General features: G+C 71.1%; 9 protein-coding genes and 1 rRNA gene. All 10 read left to right on the top strand.

The window, feature by feature from the left end; translation table 11 throughout:
• Positions 1-101: ribosomal RNA gene (gene rrf, locus AC5020_RS12575) — 5S ribosomal RNA — on the top strand; the annotation flags it as partial.
• A 431-nt stretch (positions 102-532) separates the two neighbouring features.
• The gene (locus AC5020_RS12580) at positions 533-1,540 is read left to right on the top strand and encodes a polyprenyl synthetase family protein (RefSeq protein WP_464988558.1); all 1,008 of its coding nucleotides are present in this window, start codon (positions 533-535) and stop codon (positions 1,538-1,540) included.
• Positions 1,541-1,928: 388 nt separating this feature from the next.
• The gene (locus AC5020_RS12585) at positions 1,929-2,903 is read left to right on the top strand and encodes an AAA family ATPase (protein ID WP_377019902.1); all 975 of its coding nucleotides are present in this window, start codon (positions 1,929-1,931) and stop codon (positions 2,901-2,903) included.
• Positions 2,900-4,327 carry a DUF58 domain-containing protein gene (locus AC5020_RS12590; RefSeq protein ID WP_464988559.1) on the top strand — a complete coding sequence of 476 codons (1,428 nt, stop codon included), beginning with the start codon at positions 2,900-2,902 and terminating at the stop codon, positions 4,325-4,327. Before AC5020_RS12585 ends, AC5020_RS12590 begins: the two co-directional genes overlap by 4 nt.
• The gene (locus AC5020_RS12595; RefSeq protein ID WP_464988560.1) at positions 4,324-6,834 is read left to right on the top strand and encodes a transglutaminase-like domain-containing protein; all 2,511 of its coding nucleotides are present in this window, start codon (positions 4,324-4,326) and stop codon (positions 6,832-6,834) included. The genes AC5020_RS12590 and AC5020_RS12595 overlap by 4 nt, the downstream gene beginning before the upstream one ends.
• Positions 6,831-8,705, top strand: a complete 1,875-nt coding sequence (locus AC5020_RS12600) for an RDD family protein (protein ID WP_464988561.1) — start codon at positions 6,831-6,833, stop codon at positions 8,703-8,705. Before AC5020_RS12595 ends, AC5020_RS12600 begins: the two co-directional genes overlap by 4 nt.
• Entirely contained in the window at positions 8,702-9,580 is an 879-nt protein-coding gene (locus tag AC5020_RS12605; RefSeq protein ID WP_464988562.1) for a PP2C family protein-serine/threonine phosphatase, read from the top strand. The genes AC5020_RS12600 and AC5020_RS12605 overlap by 4 nt, the downstream gene beginning before the upstream one ends.
• Positions 9,577-12,378, top strand: coding sequence for an FHA domain-containing protein (locus tag AC5020_RS12610; protein WP_464988563.1), 2,802 nt, complete (start codon positions 9,577-9,579; stop codon positions 12,376-12,378). Before AC5020_RS12605 ends, AC5020_RS12610 begins: the two co-directional genes overlap by 4 nt.
• Positions 12,375-14,021, top strand: coding sequence for a serine/threonine-protein kinase (locus tag AC5020_RS12615; protein WP_464988564.1), 1,647 nt, complete (start codon positions 12,375-12,377; stop codon positions 14,019-14,021). The genes AC5020_RS12610 and AC5020_RS12615 overlap by 4 nt, the downstream gene beginning before the upstream one ends.
• A 111-nt stretch (positions 14,022-14,132) precedes the next feature.
• Positions 14,133-14,846, top strand: a complete 714-nt coding sequence (locus tag AC5020_RS12620; RefSeq protein ID WP_464988565.1) for an FHA domain-containing protein — start codon at positions 14,133-14,135, stop codon at positions 14,844-14,846.
• The last annotated feature ends 29 nt before the right edge of the window (positions 14,847-14,875 follow it).

Consider the following 14,875-nt stretch of genomic DNA (forward strand, 5'->3'; position numbering starts at 1 on the left):
TCGAGGAAACGCCCGGTTCCATTCCGAACCCGGAAGCTAAGCTCGATTGCGCCGATGGTACTGCACTCGCGAGGGTGTGGGAGAGTAGGTCGCCGCCGGACATCTTCACTGGGAGTGGGAGTGAGCTGGAGGCCCCTTGAACAAGGGGGTTTCGCTCCTCCCACTCCCTTTTTTTTCGCGCCCGAAAACAACCGGCCCCAGCGCAGTTCTGTGATCCCGGGATGCGGGCGCGCGGGAGGCGGTCCCAGGTACTCGGGAGAGCCGGCACGGAAGCTCCGCCCCAGCGCCGCGTGCACCGGGCAGAACAGGCCCGTCCGCCCGGCGAGCGGCCGCTGGGCGTTCTCCCCGTCACGCCGGGACCGACCCCACAGGGCGGCGCGGGCTCGCGCGGGTAGACTTGGTGGCCGCGTGCGTGTTGTGTTCCTTCAGTGGCCGGCGCATGCTCGGCAGCGTCGACCGCCGCCGACCCGCCCGATGTCCGTGTCGGGGGCAGGCGTCCCAGGCGCCGCCCTCGCCCAGCCCCAGGAGAGCCATGCCGTCCTCGCTGCCGGTCGTGCCCGACATCGATGAGCAGCTCGCCTCGCGCGTCGCCGAGCGCCTCGCGTCCGTGGAGAGCGAGCTGCGCGAGTCCGTGGCCACCTCCGATGACATCGCCCGGTGGACGGCTCGCCACCTGATGGATGCCGGCGGCAAGCGCGTCCGCCCGATGCTCGTCCTGCTCGCCGCCTCCCTCGGCGATATCGAGCGCGACGGCGTGCTCGATGCCGCGGTGCTGGTGGAGCTGACGCATCTGGCGAGCCTCTATCACGACGACGTGATGGACTCCGCGCCCACCCGCCGCGGCACCGACAGCGCCCACGCGCTCTGGGGGAACAACGTCGCCATCCTCACCGGCGATTTCCTGTTCGCCCGGGCCAGCGCCCTCAGCGCGCGTATAGGCGCCGAGGCGGTCCGGCTCCACTCGGAGACCTTCGAACGACTGTGCCTCGGTCAGCTCCACGAGACCGTCGGGCCGACTCCGTCCGACGACCCGTTCGAGCACTACATCTCGGTGCTCTCCGACAAGACGGCCTCGCTGCTCGCTCTGGCCGGTCAGCTCGGGGCTCTGCTGGCCGGTGCCCCCGAGGGAGCCGGTGACGTGATGCGGCGTTACGGGGAGAAGGTCGGTGTGGCTTTCCAGCTCGCCGACGATGCCCTCGACCTCGCCAGTGATGGCGAGACCAGCGGGAAGACCCCCGGCATCGATCTGCGCGAGGGCGTGCCGACCATGCCCACCCTGCTGATCCGTCGCCGTGCCGCGGAGGCTGCGGACCCGCGCAGCCGCGAGATCGTGGCCCGGCTGGACGGGGATATCAGCAGCGACGACGCGCTGCGCGAGCTGGTCGCCCTGCTGCGCGAGGACCCGGCACTGGAGGAGACCCGCGACTTGGCCCGTCGCACAGCTGACGAGGCAGTCGCCATTCTGGCTGAGCTTCCCGACGGACCGGTTCGCGAGGCGCTCACGGAGTTCACCCGGACCCTGGTCCAGCGCCGGCGGTGAGCCGCGCGTGACCCGTCCCCAGGGTCGGTGCCCTGAAATCCCCGACTGATCGCGCTGGAGCGGTCCCTCGTGGCATGGGCAACTCCGGACGAGTACCCTGTGACCGTCGTGCGCGCGCCAGGGGCGGCCCGCCCGCGGGCGTTACCCGTCAGGACGGCCGGGGGTCACCATGCGCACGGCGAGTCGACCACGATCGTGTTCGGGGGGATCCATCATGTCGGTCACCGCTGGAGTGACGCGGCTGCGGCGGCATCACGGCGCCCCCGCGAGCGCCGTGCTCCCGGTCCTCTTCGCGCCGCCGGCCTCGAGCCCCGGCGCGGGTCCACCGGACGAATCCTGACCACGTGAGAGCCGCCCACCCCTCCGAGCAGAGAGCATCGCCCCTGACATGAGCATGACCCCCGAACAGGCCCGCTGGTTCGCCGAGACGTTCGACAAGCTCGTCCAGAGCGTCGGCCAGGCCGTTCTCGGCAAGAACGAGGTGGTCCGCCTCGTACTGACCGCCATGATGGCTCCCGGCCACGTGCTGCTCGAGGACGCTCCCGGCACCGGCAAGACGTCGCTGGCGCGGTCGATCGCTGCCACCGTGCAGGGCACCAGTACCCGCATCCAGTTCACTCCGGACCTCCTGCCCTCGGACGTCACGGGCGTGACGATCTACGACCAGAACACGAAGTCCTTCGAGTTCCACAAGGGGCCAGTGTTCGCGAACGTCGTCCTGGCCGACGAGATCAACCGCGCCTCCCCGAAGACCCAGTCGGCGATGCTCGAGGTCATGGAAGAAGGTCGGGTCACGGTGGACGGCGTGACCCACGAGGTGGGCAACCCCTTCATGGTGATCGCCACCCAGAACCCCATCGAGCAGGCCGGCACCTATCGGCTTCCCGAGGCGCAGCTGGACCGCTTCCTGATGAAGACGTCGATCGGATACCCGGACCATGCCTCGAGCGTGCAGATCCTCCAGGGGTCCGCGCTGCGCGACCGCAGCAGCCACCTCACTCCCCGGATCTCCCTGCAGGCCGTCAACGACATGACCGAGCTCGCGGCCACGGTGCACGTGGACCCGGCGGTCCTGGAGTATGTCTCCCGCCTGATGGAGGAGACGCGGATGGCTCCCGAGGTACGCGTCGGCGTGTCCATCCGCGGCGCGCTCGCCCTGATGCGCGTGGTCAAGGTCTGGGCGGCGGTCAGCGGACGCCACTACGTCATCCCGGACGACGTCAAGCACCTCGTCGAGCACGTGTGGCTCCACCGTTTCGTCCTCGATCCCGAGGCCGAGTTCGCCGGCACCACCGCCAAGTCCGTGATGACCAAGATCCTCAGCGAGGTGGCGCCTCCGCAGGCGCGTCAGCAGTCCGCATGAGCCCCGAGACGCCCCTCCCCACCGATACCGCCGAGGCCGAGGTCGCCAAGGCGGAGGCGAAGCGACGCCGCGCCACGGCCAGGGCCGAGGCCCGAGCCGAAGCACGCCGGCGGCGCAAGCAGACCAGGGCCGCTCGCCACGGCACCGCCGGGGCGGGAGCCCCGTCGGCCGACGACGCGGTGGGCCCCGGCGGCGAGGACGGGGCCGCCTCCAGCACCGGACTCGCCGCATGGCGCGATCGGGGCGCCGAGCTGTGGATGCGGCGCATCCATCCGGTCCTCGACGTCGTCTCGCCGATCGGGTGGGCGGTCCTCGCGGTCGCTGCATTCTGCTGGATCGTCGGCCTCTGGCTGCACGTGACCGAACTGAACGTGGTCGCCCTCGCCCTCACAGTGCCTCTGGTGGTCGCGGCGCTGTTCGTCCTGGGCCGGGCCTCGTATCGGGTCACGCTCGATCTCCAGACGCACCGGGTAGTGGTCGGTACGCGCGCCGTCGGTCGCGTCGAGGTCGCGAACCCCACCCAGCGCACCATCCTGCCCTCGCGCATCGAACTGGCGGTCGGTTCCGCCACCGCCCAGTTCATGGTGCCGCGGCTGGCCGCCAACGCCGCTCACGAGGAGCTGTTCGCCGTGCCCACCAAGCGTCGTGCCGTGCTCGTGGTGGGGCCGGTGCGTTCGGTCCGCGACGATCCGCTCTCGCTGATGCGCCGCCAGGTCACCTGGGCCCAGTCGCAGGAGCTGTACGTCCATCCCCGCACGGTGCGACTGGACGAGGCCGCCAGCGGCTTCCTCCGCGACCTGGAAGGCACCCCCTCCTCGGATCTCTCCAGCTCCGACATCGCCTTCCACGCGCTGCGCGACTACGCGCCCGGCGATGACCGGCGCCATGTCCACTGGCGCACCACCGCCCGCACCGGCAAGCTGATGGTCCGCCAGTTCGAGGAGACCCGCCGTTCCCACGTGGCCGTGGCACTGGACAACCTCGCCGAGCACTACGCCACCGAGGGGGAGTTCGAGCTCGCCGTCTCCGCGGCCGCCTCCATCTCGGCCCAGACCCTGCGGGAGGAGAAGGAGCTGACTCCCTTCTCCTTCGACAGGCGTCAGCGCACCGGCAGCTTCCGCCAGCTGATGGACGATTACACGGTCATCGACCAGCTCGGTGGGCAGCTCGCCCTGCATGAGCTCGGGCAGAAGGCGGCGGATCTGGCCCCCAACGCCTCGGCGGTGATGATGGTGGTCGGCTCCCACACGACGGCACGGGAGCTGAACTCGGCCGCGAACCAGCTTCCGATCGGCGTGATGGCCGTGGCGATCCGGTGCGTGGACGACGCCGAGGTGCGCCGGTCCGCGATCGGGGGCCTCGACGTGGTCACCGTCGGGAGCCTGGACACGCTGGCCCGAGCATTGCGGGCGGTGGGTCGATGACCGCCACCGATCCTCGCGCCACCTACTTCGCGTCCGTGTCGACCCCTCGCCGCGCCACGGACATCGTCGTCCTGGCCGCCCTGTTCGTCCTGGGCCTGTTGGGCTTCCAGCACGTCTACGGCGGGGTGCAGTACATCCTGACCGGGATCATGGCGCTCGCGTTCGCCACCCTGATCGCCCTGATCGGCGCCCGCTGGCGGTGGAGGCCGCTGCGGATCACCCCGCTGCTGCTGGTGGTGTACTTCCTGTTCGGCTCCATGTTCGCGGCTCCCACCCGGGCGATCTGGGGAATCATCCCCTCCCTCGGCTCGCTGAAAGAGTTGCTGTTCGCCCCCGTGACCAGCTGGAAGTCCGCCCTGACCGTGGCCCCGCCCGTCGGATCCGCGCAGGGCGTGCTCGCCGTGGTCTGGATCAGCATGCTGCTGCTGACGCTGCTGTCGATGACCATCGTCATGCGTACCCGCCGCTACGTCCTCGCGTGGCTGTTCCCCCTCGCGCTGACGCTGCTGTCGGTCCTCTTCGGCACCCACGAGGCCTTCCTGCCCCTTGTGCGCGGGGTCCTGTTCGCGATCATCTCCGTGGCCTGGTTGACCTGGCGTTTCGAGAGCGGCCGCCTGGACAGTGCGCAGTCCACCATCATCTCCGACACCGTCCGGCCCGGCTCCTGGCAGAACCCCGTGCTGCGCCGCCGCGTGATCGGAGGTGCCGTCATCATGGCGATCGCGGGCGCCGCCGCCTTCGGTGCGCATTCGTTGCTGGACCCGCCCGAGGGGACGACGCGATACGCCCAGCGGGACCAGATGACCCCGCCGTTCGACCCGCGCGAATACGTCTCCCCGTTGACGCAGTTCCGCGGCTATCTCAAGGACCAGCGCGAGGAGGAGCTGTTCACGATCTCGGGAGTGACCAGCGGCGAGCACGTCCGCCTGGCCACGATGGACAAGTATGACCTGCACGTCTACGAGGTCGCCGGCAGCCAGGAGAAGAACACCGCCTCGGGTGCATTCCTGCGCACTGCAGGCGGCGTGAACCTTCACGACCCCAGCGAGCAGCAACGGACCTCGACCGTCACCATCGGGGCGTACACAGGGGTCTGGCTGCCCACGCTGGGCGCGCGCACCGACCGTATCGATCTCGGCGATCTGCCGCCCGAGAGAGCGGGCGTGACAGCTGAGAACCTCTATCTCAACGAGAAGTCGCAGACCGCGGTCAACGCCGTCGGGCTGCGTGAGGGCGACACCTATGACCTGCGCTACGAGCCGTACACCGAGCCGACCACTGAGGAGACGCGCACGGCTCGATTCGCTGATGTCGACCTGCCGGAGAACAGCAGGGTCGACGAGATCAGCGCGCTCGCCGAGGAATGGGCCGGCGAGCCGGGCTCGGACTACGAGAAGTTCCAGAACCTGTCGCGGTCGATCAAGACCGACGCCTACTTCTCGCACGGCCTGGACGACGACACCGCCTCACTGTCCGGGCACGGCGTGAGCCGGCTGCTCGCGATGCTCGAGGAGCCCAGCTTCGACGAGGAGCAGGCGGACGCACAACCGCTGGGGCGCATCGGCGACGAGGAGCAGTTCGCGGCCCTGACCGCGGTGATGGCGCGTTCGATCGACATCCCGGCGCGCGTGGTCATGGGATTCGAGGTCCCCGAGGGCGAGGAGGGGACCGTCTCCATCACGGGTGGGGACGTCACCGCTTGGGTCGAGGTCGCCTTCGACGGACTCGGGTGGGTGCGCTTCGACCCTGCCCCGGACGAGGACGACGAGCCGACCCAGCCCGAACCCAAGGAGGTCGAGAAGCCCCTGCCTCAGGTCGCTCAGCCCCCGCCTCCGCCCGCCGAGCCGCCGAGCCCCCCGCCCGGCGCGATGAGTGATGACACCGACGACGAGGAGGACCCCCAGGACGAGACCGTCTCCTGGGCCGTGTACGTCGGAGCCGGTCTGATCCCGCTCGTGATCGGGATGGCGCTGGCGGCCATCATCGTGGCGAAGGCCGTCCGGCGCGGCCGACGGCGCAGCCGCGGGCCCCTGCCCCAACGCATCGACGGCGGCTGGCAGGAGATCCTCGACCTGATGACGGACCTCGGTCAGAGGCCTGACCCGATGATGACCCGGGCGGAGACTGCGGCGCGCCTGGAGGCGGCGACCCCGGCCATGGGGGCGCTGACCCTGGCCGGCCGGGCCGACCGCGCCGTGTTCGGGCCCGACGACCTGCCGGACGCGGCGGCCGAGGAGTACTGGTCCCACGTGATGGCGGCCCGGCGTACCATGTCTGCCGCCGTGCCGTGGTACAAGCGGATGTTCGCGGCGGTGTCGCTGCGCTCCTTCCGCAGGAGATCGGCGGATCGCCGCAGCGATCGCAAGCGCACCCGCGCCGCCGAACGCGCCCGTGAGAAGGCCCGGCGTCGCACCGAGGCGATGCGTCGTCGGTCCTCACGCGGCACGCTGCGGGGCATGTCCACCAGCGCCGCGAAGAAGTCGCCGAGGAGGGGCCCGTCCCGATGAACCAGACGCGTTATTGCAGCACCTGCGGGACTCTGCTGATGGAAGGCGCCGCGATCTGCGGCGAGTGCGGGGCCCGCTATCAGGCGTCGCCGTACGAGCGGCGGGCGACGGACGCCCCAGGGGCATGGTCACAGCCCCCCAAGCCCCGTTCACGCGACCTCGGCGGTCGCGAATCGGAGGAGCCGGAGGAGGAAGGGATCGAACTGATCTCGCGCGACGCCCTCGAGCCGAAGCAGCCGGGCGCGACGGCACTCCGCTCCCAGGAACAGTACGATCAGGTGATGGTCACTCAGCCACCGATGAACCAGAGCGGTCCCGGCGCATCGTTCAGCCAGCCGAGCGGGCCGGGGTCACCGGGCTCCGTGCCGGCGCCCGAGGAGCCGAACAGCCCTGAACTGGGCCCACCCCTGGACGGCTGCGCGCCCGCGACGCCCCTGAAGCGCTTTCTCGCGGCGCTGATCGATGCCGTGATCGCCCTTGTGGTGCTGGTCCCGTTCCTGATCGGCGTGATCCTGCTGCTGATCCAGGACCCCATCACCCTGCTGCCGCAGATCCTCATCGGAGTCGGCGCCGCTCTTCCCGCCGCCTATGCCGTGCTGATGATCTGGCTGTCCGGTGCGAAGGGAATCAGTCTCGGCAAGCTCATCCTCGGGCTGCGCATCACCCGATACAGCGAGGGTGGGCCGATCGGATTCCTGCGCGCGCTGGGTCGCTGGTTCCTCTACGGCATCATCTGGCCGGTCATGGCGCTGTCGATCTTCCTGGATCCGCGCAAGGTGCTGAGGGGCTTCCACGACCGGGCGGTCGATTCCGTGGTGGTCGACATCAAGGCCGGCCGCAATCCCTTCACGCCGCGACCCGACGACTTCGAACGGCCCGGGGCCGAGCATTACCTCGGGGCTTCCTCGGTGCACGTCGACGCCCACGAGAATCTCCTGGCCGAGCCCGGTGCGGCATGGAGGGGAGACGCCCAGGCCCAGGGGACCGGCGCATCGGCCGCGGCGCACCCGTCGTCCTCCGGCGCGTGGGCCGCGCAGCCACAGGCCGAGAGCCCGTACGCGCCGCCCGCCCCGTCGGGCTCCTCCGCCTCGGAGCCCCAGGTCTCCGCTTCTCCCTGGTCCTCCCCGCCGCCGGCGTCATGGGAGAATCAGTCCGCTGCGCCGCAGCAGAGCGAGGACAGCGGATGGGCGCCCCCGCCCCCTGCTCAGCAGGTGCCGGCACCGCAGCAGCCGCAGCCCTCATCGTGGGACGAGCCGCAGCATCCCGAGACGCAGGCGCCCCAGCTGTGGAGCCCGCCGCCTGCGGCAGCTGCCCCGCCGGCACCGGCTGCTGCCGCCCCGCCGGCTCCCGGCAGCGCACAGCCGCCCGAGCCGCAGCATCACCCCGATGCTGCTGCGGAGCCGGTCCCTGCTCCGAGCGAGCTCACCGCGGATGCCTGGGACCCCGGTGATGGCGAGGTCGACGAGCGGACTCGGATGACCGCGCCGGATGAGCCGCTGGAGGATCTCGAGCAGACCCGGGTCTCCGTGGCCTCGCCGCCGCCGGCGAGGAAGCTCCGCCTGACCGATGACACCGGCACCGATCGGGTGGTGGACAGGGCCGTCGTGATCGGGCGCAATCCCACGGCTGCGGGCGGAGAGGTGCTGTTCGTCCTGAAGGACGACACCCGCTCGGTCTCCAAGACCCACCTCCGTGCCGACGGCACCGGCGAGGAGATCACGGTCACCGATCTCGGGTCGACGAACGGATCGACCATCCTGCGCGAGGACGGTTCCCGCGAGCACCTCGTCCCCAACACCCCGACCGTCCTGCCTGCCGGGGCCAAGGTCACGCTGGGGGATAGGACCCTGTCCGTGGAGAGGGAGCAGTGATCGACCGGTCTCTGTCGGATCCGGACATCCAGGGCACGATCCGGGCCGTCTCGGCGGCCGTGACGCACGTGGGCCACGTCCGCGCGACCAACGAGGACGGCGTTCTCAATGCGCCGCCGATCTACCTGGTCGCGGACGGCATGGGGGGTCACAATGCCGGCGAGGTGGCCAGCGCTATCGCGGTCGAGGAGTTCGAGAAGCTCACGATCCAGGAGAACGTCACCGTCGAGCAGCTCGGTGACGCCTTGCGCGCCGCCGCCGAGAGGATCGGTGAACTCGGCGGGGAGACCACGCTCGGGGCCGGGACGACCGTCGCGGTCGTGGCCACGATGGTGCTCGACGGGATCGGGTACTGGGTCGTCCTCAATCTCGGCGATTCTCGGGTGTACCGACTCTCCGGGGAGATCTTCGAACAGGTCAGCGTCGATCACTCCGTGGTGCAGGAACTCATGGACCGCGGAGAGCTCAGCTTTGATGAGGCCCGGGTGCACCCCTACCGTCACATGGTCACCCGCGCGCTGGGCGCCGGGCCGGAGTCGGAGCCCGATTACTGGCTGATCCCGGCCGAGGCCGGCGACAGGATGCTGATCTGCTCCGACGGCCTGACCGGCGAGGTCGAGGACGCCACGATCGAACGGATGCTGCGCGCGCCCTCGGACGTGCGCACGCTCAGCGAGGACCTGGTGCGCCTCGCGCTCGACAGCGGCGGTCGGGACAACGTCAGCGTGGTCATCGTCGAGGCCGTCGAGGTGGTGGGGGCGGCGCTGGGGCCCCGGCCCTCCGCCGCCGACGTCGCCACGCCCGCTGAGGAGTTCGAGGTCGACGAGGACACCTTGCCCCGGGCCATCCCGGGTGAGGGAGGCGAGAGGGGATGAGCGAGGAGGACGAGAAGACGACTCTGCTCGGGCCCGGGACGTGGACCCAGCAGGGCCCCGCCACCCTCGTCGTACGCGAGGCCGGCTGGGTGGTGCTGGTCCCGGGGCTCCGGAAGGAGGTCACCGAGGCCGCATGGACCGTGCTCGGCGAGAACCCGGCCCCTGAGGAGTTCCTCGACAAGCTGGTCGAGGCGGCGGAGCTCGAGAGCGCGGACAAGCTGACCGCGATCCTGTTCGGCTTCCTCGACGGCACGACGGGGACGTTCGGCGTGAAGGGGAAGACTCCGATCGCGGTCTACACCCCGGAGGGCTCCATCCAGATCGCCGGGACCGACGAGGAACCCTTCGTGCTGAAGACTCTCGAGGATGTGCGCCGCACCGCTTTCGGCGACCTTCCCGCCGAGGATTCGGTGGGCGCGCCGCGCGTCGCGGCAGGTATCGCCCGGGTGCGGGGATTCGTGCACGTGACCGTGGACCCCGCAGAACTGGACGAGGACGCCCGCGCGGCGCTCGCCGAGCAGGTCGAGAACGACGGGAGGTCCATCGAGGATTCCGAGGCCAAGAAGCGCCGCGCCGAGCGCCCCAAGCCGGCCCCGAAACCGGCTGCGAGCAGCACCAGCTCATCGGGCTCCTCCGGCTCCTCGGACCGGAGACCGATGATGGCGACCCGCAAGCCCGGGGAGATGCCGCCGTCGGTCTCCGGCGGCGCGACACCAGCGGCCTCCGCCGCCTCCGAACCGGCCGACAGCGGCCCGAACATGTTCGACGATCTCTTCGCCGACAAGAAGCCCGAGCCGGAGGCGCCGGGGCCCCCAGCGGCCCCGGCCCCGAGCGAGCCGGCAGAGCCGGCCTCGAAGGAGGCCGCCCCGAGCTCTCCGGCCGAGTCGGCAGAGGCCTCGACGACCTCCGCGGCTGCTTCCGCCGCACCGGCCGACCCTGCTCCGCCTCCCCGGAGTGCGGAGAGTGCCGAGGCGGGTCGCCGCCGCCTCGTGAGCACGTCGCTCTTCGACCGGACGCGACGCAGCAGTCGTCCCGCCGGCGCGGAGCCCCAGCAGTCCTCTGCCGCCGGCCCGCCGGAGCCGAGTCCCGAGGTGTCCGCTCCGGAACCGTCTGCTCCCGGACCGTCCGCTCCCGAGCCCTCCGCTCCTGAGCCGTCTGCTCCTCAGCCGTCTGCTCCGCAGGAGCCGGCCCCGGCACCATCGGCCCCCGACGCCCCTGAGCACCTCGAGAACCCCGGCTCGTCGTCCGTTGGCACGGACCCCTCCGACGTCACGATCGCGCCGGACCCGTCGAGCTCGATCCCGACCCCCGAGCCGCCCGATGACGACGAGTTCGAATCCCCGCCCACCCAGATCGCGCCGATCGACGACGGCGAGGGGCCGGAGGACGACGAGCCCGCAGCCTCTCCGAGTGCTCCACGGCCGCGCCCGGCGGCCGTCTCGCCACTACCCGATCTGGAGAACACCGGAGCCTACGACGACCTGTTCGGCAAGACGGTGTTCCGTCGGATCGAGGACGCGGCCGTGCGGAGATCCGAGGAGGACGAGGACGACGAGGCCGCGGCGAGCGAGGACCCGGCAGCTCTCGCTGAGGAGCCGGCGCAGTCGCCGACCACTGCCGAGCCCGAGGACGACGAGCTGAAAGGCGAACCGGAACCGGCTGCCCCGGAGCCCGCCACCGACAGCCACGGCGACTTCATCGACTGGGTCCCCGGAGTGGGCCGCACGGCACCCGAGATCGCGCAGGCCGCGGCTCGTCGTGCCACCGAGAAGCCGCGACCCGAGCCCGCATATCCGCAGGTGCAGATGGCAGAGCGGCCGCCCGCTCCGCAGACCGGCTCCCGCCCCGCGGCGGTCCGGCCGGACGACCACAGAACCCAGAGCCCGCCGGCCCCGGCCCCCGGCTACGGGGGACAGGGCAGCGGCGGGTACGCAGGGCAGCAGGTCGGATACCCCTCCCCGCCGCAGGGCGCCGGACCTCAGTACGGCAACGCGCCCGTCGACCCGGCCGCGGCCGGGCACCAGGTCGGATTCCCGGGCGCACCGATGAGCGGGGCGCCGGCGGCCGGCGACCCCAGGCACGCCGGATACGCCGGGCCGCCCGGATACTCCGCGCCCAGCCCGGGTTCTCACCACCGCGGTGCCTACCCGTCCCAGCAGCCGCCGGCTCCCGGTGCCTCCGCACCCTCGTCGCACGCCCCGGGCGTCCCGACAGCGCAGCCCGCCGGAGCGGGAGCCGGCCGCCCGCGGCCACCGGCGCCGCCGCCGGGCAGCGCCCCGCCGGCCACGTCCGCGGCGCCCGGCGCCCCGACCGCCGGCCCCGGCCATCCTGCCGGAGGGGCCGTGGCGCTGCCGGGCCTGGTCTGCCAGAACGGGCATGCCAATCCTCCGGAGCGCTCGCAGTGCCGGGCCTGCGGGGCCCCTCTGCAGGGAGCGACCCGCACGGTGGCCCGGCCTCCGCTCGGGGTCGTGGAGTCCTCCACGGGCGAGAGGTTCGTGCTGGACCGCACCGCCATCATCGGCCGCCGGCCGCGCGCCTCCCGGGTCAGCGGCGACGACGTCCCGCAGCTGATCACCGTGCCGAGCCCCCAGCAGGACATCTCCCGCTCCCACCTCGAACTCCGGCTCGAGGGATGGCACGTGGTGGCAGTCGACCTGGGAGCGACCAACGGGACGACGCTGCACCGCGCCGGGACGGACCCGGTGCGTCTGCGGCCGCGCGAAGGCGTCGTCCTGCACGACGGGGACCGGCTCGATCTCGGTGACGGCGTGCATCTGCTGATGAGGGAGCGGGTATGAGTCCGAGACCGCCCTCGCCGCCGCCCGGCCTTCCCGGATACGAGTACGAGCAGCTGCTCGGCTCCGGAGGCTTCGCCGACGTCTTCCTGTATCGCCAGTCCCGCCCGCAGCGACGGGTCGCGATCAAGGTCCTCCTCTCGAACGTGCTGGACGACACGGTGCGGCGGCAGTTCGACGCCGAGGCGAACGTCATGGCGCAGATGTCCACGCACCCCTCGATCGTGACGATCCATCAGGCCGAGGTCTCCGACGACCACCGGCCCTACATCGTCATGGAGTACTGTCCGCGGCCCAACTACGGGGTCCGTTTCCGCAAGGAGCGCATCACCGTCGCCGAAGCGCTGCGCGTCGGAGTCCAGATCGCGGGCGCTGTGGAGACCGCCCATCGTGCCGGCATCCTCCATCGCGACATCAAACCGGCGAACATCCTGGTCACCGACTACAACCGGCCGGCATTGACCGACTTCGGCATCTCCATAGCGACCGGACAGGGGCACGATGTCGATGATTCGCAGGGCATGTCGATCCCGTGGTCCCCGCCGGAGTTCTTCGCCGACCCTCCGCGCGCCGACGTGCGCAGCGACGTGTTCTCGCTGGCCGCGACCGTGTACTCGCTGCTGGCGGGACAGACCCCGTTCGAGCTGAGAGGGCAGCGGAACTCCGCCTCCGATCTCATCCACCGCATCACCTCCGAGCCGCTGCCTCCGCTGAACCGGCCCGACATCCCGCCCGAGCTGAACCGCGTGCTCTCGATCTCGATGGCCAAGGACCCGGCCAGTCGTTACGACACCGCTCTGGCCTTCGGCCGCGGGCTGCAGCAGGTGGAGCTCTCCCTCTCGCTGCCGGTCACCCAGATGGACGTGCTCGACGACCGCGGCACGCATTCCACGCACGGCTCCGAGGATGACGAGCTGGACATGCATACTCGGATCCGGAAGGTCGCCACCGTCGACCCGGACTCCGGCGGGCCTGCCTCGCGCGAGCGCAAGCGGCCACTGGACCCGTACGCCGGAGTGGCCCCCGCCCACGTTGCGCCGTCGGCTCAGCCGGTCGGGACGCCCGCGACCGCCTCCGCCGCTGAATCGGAGGGGGAGTCGACCATGCTGCGGCCGGCCGGGGCGGCGCTCGCGTCAGCCGGGTCGGCCGCGCCCCCCGAGGCGAACGAGCAGCGTCCCCCCGAGCAGCGGAAGACGCCGGCCTGGCCGTTCGTCACCCTCGCCGCCGTGCTGATCATCGTGCTCGGAGTGGGCGCCACCCTCGCGGTGCGGATGTTCGTGGTGGAGCCACCCGAAGCGGCCCCCACCTCCGACATCAATGTGGCCACGGGGGCCGCGGAGCCGCCCGGGCCGCCGCAGGACCCCACGGTCGAGATCATCGCTCCCGAGGAGGGCAGCGTCACCGGGCGCGCCCGGGTGGCCTGGGAGGCACCGGAGAACTTCCGCGAGGGCCAGCTCTTCAAGGTGCGGTGGAAGGACATGCCCAGCAACTACGAGCGCTATGCCGCCGCCCAGGAAGTCTTCGGGCGCACGTCGCACGTGGTCGAGATCCCGCCCGGACTCCCGGATCGCTGCGTCGAGGTGCAGACCGTCGACACCAACGGCCCGGCGAGCAAGTGGGTGGAGGCCTGTCTCGATGGGGGCTGACGGGTACGGTGCACTGATGGCCGGGGACCAGCGGGAACAGAATGCCGCGGTGGCGGACATGGGCGAGTGGACACGACGTGGCGAGCGCCGCGAGAGAGGGGATGAGTGACGATGGCGTCGACGATTTCGGTCGAGTTCTGCGGCGAATGGTTCCGGGTCGCCGAGGGCGAGGAGATGACGATCGGACGCGAGGCCGATCTCAGCGTCGACGACGAGAACCCGTTCCTCCATCGGCGCTTCCTCTCGATCGTCCAGGTCGAGTCCATGTGGTGGCTGGTCAATATCGGCTCGCGGCTGTCGGCCACGATCACGGATGGTTCCGGCTCCATGCAGGCGTGGCTCGCGCCCGGGGCCCGCATCCCGCTCGTCTTCGATGAGACCCGGGTCGTGTTCACCGCGGGCCCGACGACCTACGACCTCTCCATCCACGCCGAGTCCCCCGAGTTCGAGCGCACCGCCGGGCCCGACGACCCGGCGGGGGAGACGACCGTGGGCTCGGTGCAGCTCACTCCCAGTCAGAAGCTGCTGGTCCTCGCCCTGTCCGAGCCCATGCTCACTCGCGAGGGCTCCTCCGGGATGAGCTCCGTGCCGACGTCCGCGCAGGCGTCCAAGCGCCTCGGCTGGCAGCTGACGAAGTTCAACCGCAAGCTCGACAACGTCTGTGACAAGCTCGACCGGCTCGGCGTGCGCGGGCTGCGCGGTGGTCCGGGGAAGCTCGCGAGCAACCGTCGTGCGAGGCTGGTCGAGCACGCGGTGTTCTCCCGGCTCGTCACCACCGACGACCTGCCGCAGCTGGACCGGTCGCACGAGGTGGATGAGGACTAGCAACGACGGATCGGATCGCCCTCGAGGCT

The organism is Brachybacterium sp. SYSU DS0246 (genome assembly GCF_059391765.1).